This window comes from Klebsiella sp. KP20-425-1 (assembly GCF_025813515.1).
GTDB lineage: Bacteria > Pseudomonadota > Gammaproteobacteria > Enterobacterales > Enterobacteriaceae > Klebsiella > Klebsiella pneumoniae.
Map to the genome: position 1 here is coordinate 4,807,807 of NZ_CP109614.1, position 16,288 is coordinate 4,824,094.

Here is a 16,288-nt window from a genome sequence, read left to right on the forward strand (position 1 = left end):
CGTGACAGGCACCGCCGGGTTCGTTGCCCCCGGCGGCATAAGAGGATTAACGGTGCAGCCAGGCCGGCAGCCAGTCGCCGTGGCTGGCGATCAGATCGTCCACCAGCGCGTAGATCTCTTCGATCCCCAACACCGCGGCGGTGTGCGGATCCATCATCGTGGCGTAATAGACGTAATCGCGATTTTCGGTGAGGATCGCCTGCGTGAGCAGCGTCTGCACGTTGATATTGGTCTGCATGAGCGCCGCCAGATGCGCCGGCAGCGCGCCCACTTTGGTCGGCTGGATGCCGTTGGCGTCCACCAGGCAGGCCACTTCCACACAGCAGCCCTGAGGCAGGTTGTCGATGAGATTATCGTTGCGCACGTTGCCGTACACCACGCTTGGCTCGCCGGTCCAGATGGCGTTCATGATGGTGCTGGCATATTCGCGGGAGGGTTTCACCTCAATGCGCTCCCCGCGCTTATAGCTCTCCAGCTCCTGATGCCAGTTGGCCAGTTGCTCGACGCAGCGTTTAGGGTATTCATCCAGCGGCACTTTATAGCGAGCGAGAAGGTCATCGCGGCCCGGCTTGATAAACCATGGCGTGTATTCGGCGAAATGCTCCGAGGACTCGGTGACAAAGTAGCCCAGCTTTTTGAGCATTTCATAGCGGACGATGTTTTCGCAGCGCGGGTTGCCGTGCAGGTTCGGCTTCGGCGCCCGCCCGTCGGCGTAGGCCTGTAGCAGGTCGGGGTAGATACTGACGTAGCTGCCGTCCGCGAGCTTTTTCTCCAGCGACAGATAGAACGCCATATGGTTAATCCCCGCGCAGCGGTAGCGTAAATCCGCCGGATCGAGATCGAGGTCGCGCGCCAGCTCTTCCGCTGTGCCTTGCACCGAGTGGCACAGGCCAACCTGCTTGATATGCGGGTAGCGGGCGTACATCGCCCAGGTGTTCATCGCCATCGGGTTGACGTAGTTAAGCATGGTGGCGTCCGGGCAGACCTCGGTCATGTCGTCGCAGATAGCCCACAGGTGCGGGATGGTGCGCAGCGCGCGCATAATGCCTCCCGGCCCCAGCGTATCGGCAATGGTCTGCTCCAGGCCGTGGCGCTTGCAGACTGCAAAATCGGTGACGGTACAGGGCTCATAGCCGCCAATCTGGAAGGCAACGACGACAAAATCGGCGCCCTGCAGGGCAGTTTTCCGGTCGCGGTGGCAGCTGATTTCGCCGTTCGCGCCCACGGAATCCATCAGCTTGCGCACCACGATATGCGACTCTTCCAGCCGGGTTTCATCGATATCCATCAGCGCGATATGCGCCGATTTCAGCGCCGGGCGCTGGAAAACATCACCGAGAATATTTTTGACGAACACCGTCGAACCGGCGCCGATAAAAGTAATTTTTGGGGCAGACATCACGCACTCTCCATCAGGTCATTGAACACTTGCAGAGTGGCACGCCGCTCCCCGCTGCGCTGCCCTGTTCCCGCCGGAGCATTCCCGAAAGCTCAGATCGGCCATTAAGCGCCACAAAATCTGAGATTTCGGGAACAGATTGAGCAAAAAGGAGAGAAAATGGGCCGATTCTTCCGCTAAGCTGTCGTCAGTTCTGGCGAAAAATGCAGCCACTCTGACAATTCAGGAATACGCTAACGATGGAACACCGCTTCACCTCTCTGCCCCCCGATCCCTTTATGTGCAGCAGCGACGAAAAGCAGAGCCGCAGCCCGCTGGCGCTCTACTCCGAGTATCAGCGTATGGATATCGAACTGCGCCCACCGCACGCCATGCCCACCAGCCACTGGCACGGCCAGGTGGAGGTCAACGTGCCGTTCGATGGCGACGTCGAGTATTTGATTAATAACGAAGTGGTGCGCATTGAGAAAGGCTATATCACTCTGTTCTGGGCCTGTACGCCGCATCAGCTGACCCGCCCCGGCGATTGCCAGCAGATGGCGATATTCAACCTGCCGATGCATCTGTTTCTCTCATGGCCGCTGGACCGGGAGCTTATCAACCACGTCACCCATGGGATGGTGATTAAATCCCTCGCCGCGCAGCAGTTGAGCGCCTTCGAAGTGCGCCGCTGGCAGCAGGAACTGAGCCACGAGAATGAACAGATACGCCAGCTGGCGATCGATGAAATCGCCCTGATGCTGAAGCGGCTGAGCCTCGCCGGCTGGCAGCCGATTCTGGTCAATAAAACCTCACGCACCCACAAGAACAGCGTCTCGCGCCACGCGCAGTTTTATGTCAGCCAGATGCTGGAGTTTATCGCTGCCCACTACGACCAGGCGCTGACCGTCAATGCCGTTGCCGAGCACGTGAAGCTCAACCCGAACTACGCGATGGGGGTCTTTCAGCGGGTGATGCAGCAGACCATGAAGCAGTACATTACCGCCATGCGTATCAATCATGTGCGGGCGCTGCTGAGCGATACCGACAAGACCATCCTGGATATTGCCCTTACCGCCGGTTTTCGCTCCAGCAGCCGCTTCTACAGCACCTTTACCCGCTACGTGGGCATGCCGCCGCAGCAGTACCGTAAACTCAGCCAGCAGCGGCGTCACGGCCTGGCCTTGCCGAAGGCATAAAAAATGCCGCCGGGGTTTCCCCAGGCGGCATGATTAACAGTGAAAACGGTTAGTCGTTGATACGCGGATGCTGCTGCACCAGACGCGACCGTTTTGCCTGCAGATCGGCGATCTCCTGATCGATATCTTCGATTTTTTGCTCGATGTTATCGTAGTGCTCGCCAAGGATTTCTTTCGCTTCCTGAATATCCGACGCCGCCGGGGTCGCCCCTTTCAGCGGACGGTTAGCCGTCTCTTTCATCGACAGGCCCGTCGCCATACCCACCACCGCGATAACCATCAGGTAGTACGCCGGCATCATCAGGTTTTGGGTGGTCTCCACCAGCCACGCCGCCAGGGTTGGCGTCAGACCGGCAATCAGCACCGAGATGTTAAAGGCGCTGGCCAGGGCGCTGAAGCGGATGTGCGTCGGGAACATCGCCGGCAGCGAGGAGGCCATCACCCCGATAAAGCAGTTCAGCACCACCGCCAGCAGCAGCAGGCCGGCGAAGATCAGGCCAGTCACGTTGCTGTTGATCATAATGAAGGCCGGGATCGACAGGGCAAACAGCGCCACGCTACCAATCAGGATAAACGGGCGACGGCCGAAACGGTCGCTGAGCATACCGATAACCGGCTGTACAAACAGCATCCCGACCATGATAGCGATGATGATCAGCACCCCATGATCTTCCGAGTAGTGCAGGTTATGCGACAGATAGCTCGGCATGTAGGTCAGCAGCATGTAGTAAGTCACGTTGGTGGAAATCACCAGACCGATACAGGTCAGCAGGCTACGCCAGTGCTTGGTGGCAATCTCTTTAAAAGAGACCTTCGGCCCGTCCTGCAGTCCTTCACGGTCGCCCTGCTCCATGGTGTCAACATGCTGCTGGAACGCTGGCGTCTCTTCCAGCGCATGGCGCAGGTAGAGACCAATGATACCTAACGGTAGCGCCAGGAAGAACGGGATACGCCAACCCCAGTCGAGAAAGTTCTGTTCACCCACCACGCTGGAGATGAGAACCACCACGCCGGCCCCCATCACAAACCCGGCGATGGAGCCAAAGTCCAGCCAGCTGCCCATAAAGCCGCGCTTGCGGTCAGGAGAGTATTCCGCGACGAAGATCGACGCCCCGGTATATTCACCGCCAACCGAGAAGCCTTGCGCCATTTTACACAGCAGCAGCAGGATCGGTGCCCAGATACCTATCGTGGCATACGACGGAATAAGGCCGATACAGAAAGTACTTATCGACATGATCACGATAGTTATCGCGAGAATTTTTTGCCGACCATATTTATCGCCCAGCATCCCGAAGAACAGGCCGCCTAACGGACGAATTAAAAATGGTACGGAGAAGGTACCCAGCGCGGCAATCATCTGCACGCTTGGGTTGGCATCGGGGAAGAAGACTTTACCTAAGGCGTAGGCCACAAAGCCGTAGACGCCGAAATCGAACCACTCCATCGCGTTGCCCAGGGAGGCCGCGGTGATCGCCTTTTTCAGTTTACCATCATCGATGATGGTCACATCCTTAAGGGTGATGGGCTTTATTTTTTTCCTTTTAAGCATATTTTTCCTCTGCTACTCCGCCTTGAGTGCACGCCTCTTCGCCGAATGGCAAGGCCATTCGCATCGTGCGTCAGGAGCGGTGAATTGCTGTGCTCCTCATTTCAAGCGTAGCAGGTTTGCCTGCACTGTCTGCTGACAGAATGTACAACCGAACCTGTTGACGCCTGCTCTGGCTACTGGTGAATAAATGGAGCGGCTCATCGTGATGCTTGATGAAATTGACCTGCTCCCCTTTTTTACCCTAACAGTGTTTATATCTGCGATCAACTTCACAGAAATTTACCGCCTCATTACAGAGTGTCGGAAAATAAATAAGTTCATTTCCTGCCGATCGCGCGGAAATTATTTCGTCGATTTTGCTCCACTTCGGGCGGTTAATTTCAGCGTTTATTCGCTTCTTTCCGGAATAACACCACGGCTATTTTTTAGCAAAAAAACACCCGACAAAAGTGGGTGATTGCGCTATAATCACACCCACTTTCGGCTCTCAGCCGCTGTTTAAAGGACCAACGTCCTGTTTTTCGACGACATCATGAGGAGCGTCATGCAACTGCCACACTGCCCAAAATGCGATTCGACTTACACTTATGAAGATAGCGGCATGTACATCTGCCCGGAATGTGCCCATGAGTGGAACCCTGCCGAGGCGACGGAAGAGAGCGACATTCTGATCGTTAAAGATGCCAATGGCAATTTACTGGCCGATGGCGACAGCGTTACCGTCGTGAAAGATCTGAAGGTTAAAGGCAGCTCTTCGATGCTGAAAATCGGCACCAAAGTGAAAAATATCCGTCTGGTCGAAGGCGATCACAATATTGACTGCAAAATTGACGGTTTTGGTCCGATGAAGCTCAAATCGGAATTTGTGAAAAAGAACTGATTTAATTTCGGGTAGGCGGCGCGATTATTTTTTCACATAACCGTCGCCGCTCCCGATATCCTGGTGGCCGTTTGTCCCCCGGCGCATCCTGTTATTTCCCTCGCCGGCAACCGCTATTTACGCTGTCGCCTGCCGTCATATTTCAGCGCCCCTTTTCGCCCTGCCGTCTGGCTCAATCGCCTGCCGGGCGACTACGCTTTACGGGTTACGGTCACTGAGGTATTCACCATGTCCTTAAGTCCCTACCTTGCCTTTGCGGGCAACTGCGCCGAGGCGATCGCCTTCTACCAGCAGACGCTGGGCGCAGAGCTGATGTTTAAAATGACCTTTGGCGAAATGCCGCCCCCGGCGCAGGAAGCGTCAGACGGCTGCCCGTCTGGCCAGAAGATGGCGGATGATGCTATCGCCCACGCCAGCCTGCGCATCAATAATGGCGAGCTGATGCTGAGCGACAGCGCCTTCGGGCCCGATGTGCATTACGCCGGCTTCACCCTCGTCCTCGATCCCAGCGATGTCGCTGAAGGCCAGCGCTGGTTCGACGCGCTGGCTGTCGGCGGGCGCATTGAGATGGCCTGGCAGGAAACCTTCTGGGCCCACGGCTTCGGCAAAGTCGTCGACCGCTTTGGCGTCCCCTGGATGATCAACGTGGTCAAACAAGGCTGACGCCCCCAGGGCGGCCCGGCCGCCCTGTCATCCGCCTGGCATCAACTCTTCATCCTTTGGTCATCGTCACTTAACCGAAATGCAACATAAACCGGTCAGGATCGGCCCACAACGCGAGGAAGCTCCTCGCCTATGCTGTGTGAGGCTTGATGACCATGCACCTGTCCAGACATCCGACCAGTTACCCCACGCGCTATCAGGAAATCGCCGCCCGACTTGAGCAGGAGCTGCGCCACCACTATCGCTGCGGCGACTATCTGCCCGCCGAGCAGCAGCTGGCGACGCGCTTCGACGTTAACCGCCACACCCTGCGCCGGGCTATCGACCAGCTGGTTGAGCGCGGCTGGGTTCAGCGCCGTCAGGGCGTGGGTGTGCTGGTGCTGATGCGCCCCATCGACTACCCGCTTAACGCCCAGGCGCGCTTCAGCCAAAACCTGCTGGAACAAGGCAGCGATCCCACCAGCGAAAAGCTGCTGTCGGTGCTGCGCCCCGCCAGCGCCCATGTCGCCGAGGCCTTTGGCATCAATGAGGGCGAGAACGTGATCCACCTGCGTACCCTGCGCCGGGTCAATGGCGTCGCCCTGTGCCTGATCGACCACTACTTCGCCGACCTGCGCTTCTGGCCGGTGCTACAGACCTTCAGCCACGGCTCGCTGCACGATCTGCTACGCGATCGGCTCGACGTCGAACTGACCCGCGTACGCACCAAAATTAGCGCCCGCCGCGCGCAGGCAAAAGAGAGCAAGCTGCTGGAAATCCCCAATATGGCGCCGCTGCTCTGCGTCCGCACGCTCAATAGCCGCGAGGGCGAGTCGCTCACGGCGGAGTACTCCGTCAGCCTGACCCGCGCCGACATGATTGAATTTACCATGGAGCACTGAATGCACTTCGATACCGCCACCCGCCAGCGCTGGATGTCCGTGCTGGCCCACAGTGAACCGCAGGACCTTCTGGCGCGCATGCAGTCCCTGCAGCTGGCGCCGGAATATGAATTGATTCGCACCCCGGAAACCGGGCTGGTACAGCTCCAGGCCCGCATGGGCGGTATCGGCGACCGCTTCTTTGCCGGCGACGCCACCCTTACCCGTGCAGCGGTACGCCTGGCTGACGGTACCCTCGGTTACAGCTGGATCTTAGGCCGCGACCGCCCGCACGCTGAACGCTGCGCGGCGATCGACGCCCTGCTGCAGTCGCCCCGCCATTTTCACACCTTAATGGAAACTCTGATAACCCCGCTGGAAGCGCTACGCAGCGCGCGCATTGAAGCCCGACGCGCCGAAGTCAACGCCAGCCGGGTCGACTTCTTTACCCTGGTTCGCGGAGATAACGTATGACCTTACAACCCGCTTTTACCCTGGCTGTGCAGGATGCCCAACACAGTTTTCGTCGCCTGCTGAAAGCGATGAGCGAGCCGGGGGTGATTGTCTCCCTGCAGCAGCTTCAGCACGGCTGGCAGCCATTGAACGTGGCCTCCACCAGCCTGCTGTTGACCCTTGCCGATCATGAAACACCGGTCTGGCTCGCCAGCGCCCTGCGTAACGATCTGGTGGGACAGAATCTGCGCTTTCATACCGGCGCGCCGCTGGTGGACCAGCCGCAGCAGGCGGTCTTTGCCGTCGCCAATGACGGCATCAGCGCCGAGCAGCTCAACGTCCTTTCCGCTGGCACCGTCACCGCGCCGGAAACCGGCGTCACACTGATCGTTCAGCTTGCCAGCCTCAGCGGCGGACGCATGCTGCGCCTGACCGGGGCAGGCATTGCCGAAGAGCGAATGATCGCGCCGCAGCTGCCGGACTGCATCATCGACGAATTAACCGAACGCCCGCATCCGTTCCCGCTGGGCATCGACCTGATCCTCACCTGCGGCGAGCGCCTGCTGGCGATCCCGCGCACCACCCACGTGGAGGTGTGCTAAATGTACGTTGCCGTCAAGGGCGGCGAGAAGGCGATCCGCGCCGCTCACGCCTTACAGGAACAGAAACGACGGGGCGATGGACGGCTTCCCGAACTGAGCGTCGAACAGATAGGCGACCAGCTCAGCCTGGCGGTGGACCGGGTGATGACCGAGGGCGGGATCGCCGACCGCGAACTGGCGGCGCTGGCGCTGAAGCAGGCCAGCGGCGATAACGTCGAAGCAATATTTCTGCTGCGCGCCTACCGCACCACCCTGCCGCGGCTGGCGGTCAGCGAACCGATTAATACCGCGGAGATGCGCCTCGAACGCCGCATCTCCGCAGTGTATAAAGATATCCCCGGCGGCCAGCTGCTGGGCCCCACTTACGACTACACCCACCGCCTGCTAGATTTTACCCTGCTGGCCAATGGCGAAGCGCCGTCTGTGCAGCAAGCCGATGGCGAAGCAGAGCCGACGCCGCACGTCTTTAGCCTGCTCACGCAGCAGGGGCTGGCGAAGACCGAGGAAGATCGCGGCACGCCGCCCGACGATATCACCCGCACCCCGCCGGTCTACCCCTGCTCGCGTTCCTCGCGCCTGCAGCAGCTGATGCGCGGCGATGAAGGCTACTTGCTGGCGCTGGCCTATTCGACCCAGCGCGGCTATGGCCGCAACCATCCGTTTGCCGGCGAGATCCGCAGCGGCTACGTGCAGGTGGAAATCGTCCCGGAAGAGCTGGGCTTTAGCGTCAATATTGGCGAGCTGCTGCTGACCGAGTGCGAGATGGTTAATGGCTTCGTCGCCCCGCAGGAGGAGCCGCCGCACTTCACCCGCGGCTACGGCCTGACCTTCGGCATGAGCGAGCGCAAAGCGATGGCCATGGCGCTGGTCGACCGTGCGCTGCAGGCGCCGGACTATGACGAAGAGATTGCCGGCCCGGCGCAGGATGAAGAGTTTGTGCTGGCCCACGCCGATAACGTCGAAGCGGCCGGCTTCGTCTCGCATCTGAAGCTACCGCACTATGTCGATTTCCAGGCCGAACTGGCGCTGCTGAAACGCCTGCAACGGGAGAACGAACGTGGCTAACCCACTGACTGGCTATAACTTTGCTTACCTCGACGAGCAAACCAAGCGCATGATCCGCCGGGCTATTCTCAAAGCGGTAGCGATTCCCGGCTACCAGGTGCCGTTCGGCGGGCGCGAAATGCCAATGCCCTACGGCTGGGGCACCGGCGGCATCCAGCTGACCGCCAGCGTCATCGGTGAGAACGACGTGCTGAAGGTGATTGACCAGGGCGCGGATGACACCACCAACGCGGTGTCGATTCGTCAGTTCTTTAAGCGCGTCACCGGCGTCGCCACCACCGAGCGTACCGAAGACGCCACCCTGATCCAGACCCGCCACCGGATCCCGGAGACGCCGCTGGTGGAGGATCAGATCCTGATCTACCAGGTGCCGATCCCGGAGCCACTGCGCTTTATCGAGCCGCGTGAAACCGAAACCCGCACCATGCACGCCCTGGAAGAGTACGGCGTCATGCAGGTGAAACTGTATGAAGATATCGCACGCTTCGGCCATATCGCCACCACCTACGCCTATCCGGTGAAGGTCAATGGCCGCTACGTGATGGACCCTTCGCCGATCCCGAAATTCGATAACCCGAAAATGCACATGATGCCGGCGCTGCAGCTGTTCGGCGCCGGGCGCGAAAAGCGGATCTACGCCGTGCCGCCCTATACCCCGGTGGAGAGTCTCGATTTCGACGACCATCCCTTTACCGTGCAGGAGTGGGATGAGCCCTGCGCCATCTGCGGCTCGCGCCACAGCTACCTCGACGAAGTGGTACTGGATGACAGCGGCCAGCGGATGTTTGTCTGCTCCGATACCGACTATTGCCGCCAGCAGAGCGAGGGGCAGAAAAAATGAACCAGCCATTACTTGCTGTGAATAACCTGACTCATCTCTACGCCCCGGATAAAGGTTTTCGCGATGTCTCCCTCGAGCTGTGGCCGGGAGAAGTGCTCGGCATCGTCGGCGAGTCCGGCTCCGGTAAAACCACCCTGCTGAAGGCAATCTCCGCCCGCCTGACGCCGCAGCAGGGCGAGGTGCTGTACCAGCAGCGCTCGCTGTACGCCATGAGCGAAGCCGAACGCCGCCGCCTGTTGCGCACCGAATGGGGCGTAGTGCATCAGCACCCGATGGACGGTCTGCGTCGCCAAGTCTCCGCCGGGGGCAACATCGGCGAACGGCTCATGGCCACCGGCGCCCGCCACTACGGCAACATTCGCGCCACCGCCGAAAAGTGGCTGCAGGAGGTGGAGATTCCCCCCTCGCGCATCGACGACCTGCCCACCACCTTCTCCGGCGGCATGCAGCAGCGTCTGCAGATCGCCCGCAATCTGGTCACCCAGCCGAAGCTGGTGTTTATGGATGAACCCACCGGCGGGCTGGATGTGTCCGTGCAGGCGCGGCTGCTAGACCTGCTGCGCGGCCTGGCGGTGGAGCTGAATCTGGCGGTGGTGATTGTTACCCACGATCTCGGCGTCGCTCGCCTGCTGGCGAACCGTCTGCTGGTGATGAAGCAGGGCCAGGTGGTGGAGAGTGGCTTAACCGACCGGGTGCTCGACGATCCGCACCATCCTTACACCCAGCTGCTGGTGTCGTCGGTGTTGCAGAATTAATGCTGTTTTGCCGGGTGGCGGCTGCGCCTTACCCGGCCCACAGGTGCGTTATTCGTAGGCCGGGTAAGCGAAGCGCCACCCGGCAACTCAACCTCGTGAGAGCTAACATGATCCGCGTTGAAAACGTCCATAAAACCTTTGTTTTGCACCAGCAGCACGGCGTGCGTCTGCCGGTGCTGGCCGACGCCTCGCTGACCGTTAACGCCGGGGAGTGCGTGGTGCTCCACGGTCACTCCGGCAGCGGCAAATCGACCCTGCTGCGTTCGCTGTACGCCAATTATCTGCCGGACAGCGGCCATATCCATATCCGCCACGGCGACGAATGGGTGGACCTGGTCACCGCCACCCCACGCAAGGTGCTGGAAGTGCGCAAAACCACCATCGGCTGGGTCAGCCAGTTTCTGCGGGTGATCCCGCGCATTTCGGCGCTGGAGGTGGTGATGCAGCCGCTGCTCGATCTTGGGACGCCGCGCGAAGCGAGCGCCGCGAAAGCCGCCCAGCTCCTGACCCGCCTCAACGTTCCGGAACGCCTGTGGCACCTTGCGCCGTCCACCTTTTCCGGCGGCGAGCAGCAGCGGGTCAACATCGCCCGCGGTTTTGCGGTCGACTATCCGATTCTGCTCCTTGATGAACCCACCGCCTCACTGGATGACAAAAACAGTGCTGCCGTGGTCAACCTGATCCACGATGCCAAAGCGCGCGGCGCGGCCATCGTGGGGATTTTCCATGACGAAGGGGTACGCCGTCAGGTCGCCGACCGACTGCACTCTATGGGAATGACAGCATGATTATCAATAACGTAAAACTGGTTCTCGACGACGAGGTGGTCCACGGTTCGCTGGAAGTCCAGGACGGTCGCATCCTCGCCTTCGCCGAAAGCCAGAGCCGGCTGCCGCAGGCGCTGGATGGGGAGGACGGCTGGCTGCTGCCGGGCCTTATCGAGCTGCATACCGATAACCTCGACAAGTTCTTTACCCCGCGGCCGAAGGTAGACTGGCCGGCCCACTCGGCGATGAGCAGCCATGACGCCATGATGGTCGCCAGCGGCATCACCACCGTGCTGGACGCCGTGGCGATTGGCGACGTGCGCGATGGCGGCGATCGTCTTGAGAATCTGGAGAAGATGGTCAATGCCGTGGAGGAGACGCAAAAGCGCGGTCTCAACCGCGCCGAACACCGCCTGCACCTGCGCTGCGAGCTGCCGCATCACACCACGCTGCCGCTGTTTGAAAAGCTGATCGATCGCGAGTCGGTGAGCATGGTCTCTCTGATGGACCACTCGCCGGGCCAGCGTCAGTACGCCGATCGCAGCAAGTACCGCGATTATTATCAGGGCAAATATCATCTGACGCATGACGAAATGGACCGTTTTGAAGCCGAGCAGATGGCTCTGGCCGCCACCTGGTCGCAGCCCAATCGCCAGACCATCGCCGCCATGTGCCGCGCCCGCCGTATCGCCCTCGCCAGCCACGACGACGCCACCGAAGCGCATGTGGCCGAATCTCACCAGCTAGGGAGCGTGATCGCCGAGTTTCCCACCACGCTGGCCGCGGCGCAGGCTTCACGTCAGCACGGGATGCACGTCCTGATGGGGGCGCCGAATATCGTGCGCGGCGGTTCCCACTCCGGCAACGTCGCCGCCCACCAGCTGGCGAGCCACGGTTTGCTGGACATCCTCTCATCTGACTATTACCCCGCCAGCCTGCTGGATGCCGCTTTCCGCATCGCCGACGCCGAGGACAATGCCTTCACCCTGCCACAGGCGATCCGTCTGGTCAGTCAGCATCCGGCGCAGGCGCTGGGCCTTGACGATCGCGGCGTCATCGCCGAGGGGAAACGCGCCGACCTGGTGCTGGCGCACCGTCGCGGCGAACATATCCAGATCGACCATGTCTGGCGCCAGGGAAAGAGGGTCTTTTAATGCCAGGAAAACTGATTTGGCTGGTGGGCCCCTCCGGCTCCGGTAAAGATAGCCTGCTGGCGGCGCTGCGCCAGCGCGAGCACCCGCAGCTGCTGGTGGCCCATCGTTACATAACCCGCCCGTTTAACGCGGGCAGCGAGAATCATATCGCCCTCAGCGAACATGAGTTTTTTACCCGCGCCGAGCAGCATCTTTTTGCTCTCAGCTGGCACGCCAACAATACTTACTATGGCATTGGCGTGGAGATCGACCTCTGGCTGCACGCCGGCTTTGACGTGGTGGCCAACGGCTCCCGCGCCCATCTGGCGCTGGCCCGGGAACGCTACGGCGAGGTGCTGGTGCCGATCTGTCTCGCCGTCTCGCCGCCGGTGCTGCGCCAGCGGCTGGAGCAGCGCGGCCGGGAAAATGCGCTGGAAATCGCCCAGCGTCTGGACCGCGCCGCGCGCTATAAGCCGGACAACTGCCTGACATTGAATAACGACGGCAGTCTCCGACAATCGGTCGATGAATTTTTCCGCCTGCTGCGCAGCCACGCGGCGCGCGAAGCGGATCAACTGGTATAAACAAAAGGTGACACGATGAGCCTGACCCTCTGCTTAACCGGCACCGGCGGCGCTCAGCTGGTGCCGGTCTTCGGCTGCGACTGCGCGGCCTGCCGCCGCGCCCGCCGCGAGGAGAGCCACCGACGCCGCCCCTGTAGCGGAGTGGTCACGTTCAACAGCGCCGTGACGCTGCTTGATGCCGGACGACCGGATCTGATGGAGCATCATCCCGCCGGCAGCTTTCAACAGGTGCTGCTGACCCACTACCATCTGGATCATGTGCAGGGGCTGTTTCCGCTGCGCTGGGGAGTCGGCGCGTCGATTCCGGTCTATGGCCCGCCGGATGACGCCGGCTGCGACGATCTGCTCAAACACCCCGGTCTGCTTGACTTTAGCCATACCGTCACGCCGTTTGTGATGTTTAACCTGCAGGGGCTGCGGGTGACGCCCCTACCCCTTAATCACTCGAAGCTGACCTTTGGTTATCTGCTGGAGTCGGCCCACAGCCGGCTGGCCTGGCTCTCGGATACCGCCGGGCTGCCGGACAAGTCGCTGAAGTTTTTGCTCAATAACCGCCCGCAGGCGATGATCATCGACTGCAGTCATGAGCCGCGCGCGCAGACCCCGCGTAACCATAACGATCTAAACACCGTCCGCAGCCTTAACCAGGTCATTGGCTGTCCGCGGGTGATCCTCACCCATATCAGCCACCAGTTTGACGTCTGGATGATGGATAACCCGCTGCCGACAGGTTTCGAAGCGGGCTATGACGGGATGGAAATAGCGCTGGATTAAGCGCTGGCCTGCGGGGGGCAATCAGTAGCTATCATCCAGCCGACGCTGGTCGCTTTCTAACTGACGACGATCGCGGTCGAGCTGACGCTGGCGTTCATCCAGCTGGCGGCGGCGCTCGTCCAGCTGGCGTTGCCGCTCGTCATACTGGCGCTGACTGTCACGGCTCTGCTGACGGCTCCCCTGATAGCGCCCGTCATCATACCGGCCATCGTCATCGTATCTGTCGTCGTCATCGGAGCGACTGCTGCCCGGGTTATAAGCGTCGTTAATGGCTTGCTGAATATTGCCGATCGCGTCATCGATAATATCGGCGCGAGCGGCCAGGCTGGTCAGCGACAGAGTGCAAAAGAGCAGTGCGGTTGCGTAACGTTTCATCGGGGCCAATCTCATCAGAGTCCTGCCGCTACCTTAATCATCCGCATGAAACCCGGGTAGCGGAGGAATCTCAAATCCTCGCGTACGCCGCGCTCAGCGCCTGCGCCAGCTGGGCGCGGGTAAACGGCTTACGCAGCCACTCAACCTCCGGCAGGGCCGGGTTCTGCGCCGGACGCAAATCCTGGCCGCTGATCAGTAGCACCGGCAGCGCCGGAAAGCGGCGTCGGGCGGTATGGATCACATCGGCGCCGCTCAGGGCCCCGGGCAGCATCAGATCGCTAATCAGCAGGGCAATATCCGGCGAGGCCTCCAGCAGCTGCAGCGCCTCTTCACCGCTGGCGGTTTCCAGCGTCAGCCAGCCCAGCTGATGCAGCTGTTCACATAGCGTCTGGCGGACATCCTCTTCATCTTCCAGCACCAGCGCCAGCCGCTCGCCCGCCGGGGGCGGCTCGTCCACCGCTGGCGCCACCTCCTTCTCAACCTCGGTCAACGCTCGCGGCAGCTGCAGCCGCACCGTCGTCCCCTGCCCCGGCGCGCTCTCCAGCGCCACCCGGCCGCCAGACTGGCGCACAAAGCCATACACCATCGACAGCCCCAGGCCGCTGCCGCTGCCGGTGGCTTTGGTGGTGAAGAAAGGTTCAAACACCCGGGCTTTCACCGCCTGCGACATCCCGCTGCCATGATCGATCACCTCCAGGGCCACCATATCCTGCCGCTGGCCGCTGCTGCGGATGACCCGCTGATTCCAGGTGCGTATTTTGATGACCCCGCCGCGCCCCGCCATGGCGTCGCGGGCGTTCATCACCAGATTGATCAAGGCGTTTTCCAGCTGGCCAACGTCTATCCATGCCGGCCACGCCGGCGACTGCGCCTCAATCTCCAGGCTTAAGGTCGCCGGCAGGGAGTGACGCATCAGCTCGCTGAGGTTCTCCAGTAGCGGCGCCATCGCCGCCGCCTGGGGATGCAGCGCCTGCTTGCGTGAAAAGGCCAGCAGCCGCTGGGTCAGAAGCGCCCCACGCTCCGCCGCCTTCAGCGCCCTGGAGAGGCGCGGCGCATCGCGCGCATCCGGCTCCACCAGCTCAAGGCTGCCGATAATCACCGCCAGCAGGTTGTTAAAGTCATGCGCCAGACCTCCGGTCAGCTGGCCGACGGCCTTCATCTTCTGACTATGCAGCAGCGCCTCCTCCAGCTCCTGGCGCTTAATCCGATCGATCTCCATCTGGTTGGTCTTCTCTTTCAGCAGCCGGGTGGTGTGCTCCAGCGACGCCATATTGCGGGCGAAAACGTTAAAGGCCCGCGCCAGCTCCCCCAGCTCGTCGCGCCGCTGCAGGGCCGGCACCGAGACGTTCGGCTCTCCCTGAGCCAGCCGCGACATCGCCCGCGAGATGGCGGTCAGGTTCGAGCCGAGATTACGGTAGATGTACCACCCGGCGCAGCCGGTGATCGCCAGCGCCAGCAGCGCGGAAAGCAGAATAAACATACTGATGGAGCGCAGCTCCCGATGGCTCTGCGCCGCCCGCTGCTCTGAGGCTTCCGCCACCCGGGTCACGTACTGATTGATATCTTCGTTAAGCAACGCGACCAGCGCTTTGATGTGATACATGTACCAGCTGATCGTCAGGTCGCTCTCCTCCAGCTGGGCCGACAGCGGGGCCAGCGTCGCCAGCTCGCGGGTCACATCAGGGAGGACAAACGCCAGCGCGGGATCGGCGCTGCGTGTCGGCAGGGCGCCGCTCAGCTGGTCGAGTTGCAGGACGATCGACCGCGGCGTGACGGTATGGATCGCAGCCACGATCAGCCGGTCCATCTCGGCCAGCTGGCGCGGATCGATCGCCTTATCCCCGCCGCGATCGTTAAGATCGGCGAGATGGCGCAGGTTACTCTGATTCTGGTAAAGCGAACTCAGCAGCGCATTGCGCTGCAGATGGCGGCGCTGGCCGCGCTCCAGCATCTCCGCCACGCTCTGCTGCAGCGCGTTGCTGCGGCGAATAATATTGGCCACCCGCGCCTGCTCCTGCTGCGCCAGCGGGGCCGCCGCCAGCTGGGCCAGCGAGTGCTTCAGCGCCTGCTGCGTCGCCAGCAGCCGTTCCGCTTCGCTTTTGTACTCCAGCGCCCCCACCACCTGCGACAGGCGCACCGCCGCCGTGGCGACATTCGCCGTGTCCCGCGCCAGATCCATACTGCCGCGCATGTCGTTGAGAGTCTGGCGCTGCACCTGCTCCTGCAGCTGGCTGGCGTGGTGAAAGCCGAACACCGCCACGCCGCTGACCAACAGGGTGACCACGCCCATCAGCAGATTAAAGGAGAGCAGGCGGCCACGGGCGCTGGTGAAAAACGGGTGTCGGCGAGCGGTCATAACAACTCCGGTGAAGGATCGGTCGGCAGATAAGCGTGACGGTGCAGAAAA

Annotated in this window: 18 protein-coding genes; 14 read left to right on the top strand and 4 right to left on the bottom strand. The window is 61.2% G+C overall.

The window, feature by feature from the left end; genetic code table 11:
- Positions 1–46: 46 nt before the first annotated feature.
- On the bottom strand, positions 47–1,399 hold the full coding sequence (locus OHJ17_RS23490; RefSeq protein ID WP_032412783.1) for an alpha-glucosidase/alpha-galactosidase: 1,353 nt from the start codon (positions 1,397–1,399) through the stop codon (positions 47–49).
- Between the two features lie 239 nt (positions 1,400–1,638).
- On the opposite strand from OHJ17_RS23490, the gene melR reads away from it, so the two are divergent.
- Positions 1,639–2,577 (top strand): transcriptional regulator MelR, encoded by a 939-nt coding sequence (melR, locus tag OHJ17_RS23495; RefSeq protein WP_004177781.1) that lies wholly within the window; start codon positions 1,639–1,641, stop codon positions 2,575–2,577.
- Positions 2,578–2,626: 49 nt separating this feature from the next.
- Here the strand turns inward: melR and proP are convergent, their stop codons facing one another.
- The gene (gene proP, locus OHJ17_RS23500) at positions 2,627–4,129 is read right to left on the bottom strand and encodes a glycine betaine/L-proline transporter ProP (RefSeq protein WP_004177782.1); all 1,503 of its coding nucleotides are present in this window, start codon (positions 4,127–4,129) and stop codon (positions 2,627–2,629) included.
- Positions 4,130–4,316: 187 nt separating this feature from the next.
- Between proP and OHJ17_RS26420 the strand changes: the two genes are divergently transcribed.
- From OHJ17_RS26420 to phnP, 13 genes are all read left to right on the top strand, one after another.
- Positions 4,317–4,586, top strand: coding sequence for a hypothetical protein (locus tag OHJ17_RS26420; protein WP_016831374.1), 270 nt, complete (start codon positions 4,317–4,319; stop codon positions 4,584–4,586).
- 87 nt (positions 4,587–4,673) lie between these two features.
- Positions 4,674–5,009 carry a zinc ribbon domain-containing protein YjdM gene (locus OHJ17_RS23505; RefSeq protein ID WP_004177783.1) on the top strand — a complete coding sequence of 112 codons (336 nt, stop codon included), beginning with the start codon at positions 4,674–4,676 and terminating at the stop codon, positions 5,007–5,009.
- A 228-nt stretch (positions 5,010–5,237) separates the two neighbouring features.
- A complete protein-coding gene (gene yjdN / locus OHJ17_RS23510; protein ID WP_002885221.1) occupies positions 5,238–5,672 on the top strand; it encodes a VOC family metalloprotein YjdN in 435 nt (144 codons plus the stop codon).
- Positions 5,673–5,827: 155 nt separating this feature from the next.
- On the top strand, positions 5,828–6,553 hold the full coding sequence (phnF, locus tag OHJ17_RS23515; protein WP_004177785.1) for a phosphonate metabolism transcriptional regulator PhnF: 726 nt from the start codon (positions 5,828–5,830) through the stop codon (positions 6,551–6,553).
- Positions 6,554–7,006, top strand: coding sequence for a phosphonate C-P lyase system protein PhnG (phnG, locus tag OHJ17_RS23520; RefSeq protein WP_002885214.1), 453 nt, complete (start codon positions 6,554–6,556; stop codon positions 7,004–7,006).
- A complete protein-coding gene (gene phnH, locus OHJ17_RS23525) occupies positions 7,003–7,587 on the top strand; it encodes a phosphonate C-P lyase system protein PhnH (protein ID WP_002885207.1) in 585 nt (194 codons plus the stop codon). The genes phnG and phnH overlap by 4 nt, the downstream gene beginning before the upstream one ends.
- Positions 7,588–8,652 (top strand): carbon-phosphorus lyase complex subunit, encoded by a 1,065-nt coding sequence (locus OHJ17_RS23530; protein ID WP_004177786.1) that lies wholly within the window; start codon positions 7,588–7,590, stop codon positions 8,650–8,652.
- Positions 8,645–9,493, top strand: a complete 849-nt coding sequence (locus OHJ17_RS23535; protein WP_002885202.1) for an alpha-D-ribose 1-methylphosphonate 5-phosphate C-P-lyase PhnJ — start codon at positions 8,645–8,647, stop codon at positions 9,491–9,493. Before OHJ17_RS23530 ends, OHJ17_RS23535 begins: the two co-directional genes overlap by 8 nt.
- Complete coding sequence (phnK, locus tag OHJ17_RS23540; RefSeq protein WP_002885198.1) at positions 9,490–10,248, top strand: phosphonate C-P lyase system protein PhnK; 759 nt, start codon at positions 9,490–9,492, stop codon at positions 10,246–10,248. The genes OHJ17_RS23535 and phnK overlap by 4 nt, the downstream gene beginning before the upstream one ends.
- A 107-nt stretch (positions 10,249–10,355) precedes the next feature.
- On the top strand, positions 10,356–11,036 hold the full coding sequence (phnL, locus tag OHJ17_RS23545) for a phosphonate C-P lyase system protein PhnL (protein ID WP_004221959.1): 681 nt from the start codon (positions 10,356–10,358) through the stop codon (positions 11,034–11,036).
- Positions 11,033–12,169, top strand: a complete 1,137-nt coding sequence (phnM, locus tag OHJ17_RS23550; protein ID WP_021314563.1) for an alpha-D-ribose 1-methylphosphonate 5-triphosphate diphosphatase — start codon at positions 11,033–11,035, stop codon at positions 12,167–12,169. Before phnL ends, phnM begins: the two co-directional genes overlap by 4 nt.
- The gene (gene phnN / locus OHJ17_RS23555; protein WP_015959271.1) at positions 12,169–12,732 is read left to right on the top strand and encodes a ribose 1,5-bisphosphokinase; all 564 of its coding nucleotides are present in this window, start codon (positions 12,169–12,171) and stop codon (positions 12,730–12,732) included. The genes phnM and phnN overlap by 1 nt, the downstream gene beginning before the upstream one ends.
- A 15-nt stretch (positions 12,733–12,747) precedes the next feature.
- Entirely contained in the window at positions 12,748–13,506 is a 759-nt protein-coding gene (phnP, locus tag OHJ17_RS23560; protein WP_032433768.1) for a phosphonate metabolism protein PhnP, read from the top strand.
- 21 nt (positions 13,507–13,527) lie between these two features.
- On the opposite strand, the gene yjdP is transcribed toward phnP, so the two are convergent.
- Together yjdP and OHJ17_RS23570 are read right to left on the bottom strand one after the other, a co-directional pair.
- Positions 13,528–13,881: a DDRRRQL repeat protein YjdP gene (gene yjdP, locus OHJ17_RS23565; protein ID WP_004151729.1), complete on the bottom strand. Its 354-nt coding sequence runs from the start codon at positions 13,879–13,881 to the stop codon at positions 13,528–13,530.
- A 70-nt stretch (positions 13,882–13,951) separates the two neighbouring features.
- A complete protein-coding gene (locus OHJ17_RS23570; protein WP_250950031.1) occupies positions 13,952–16,237 on the bottom strand; it encodes an ATP-binding protein in 2,286 nt (761 codons plus the stop codon).
- Positions 16,238–16,288: the final 51 nt, after the last annotated feature.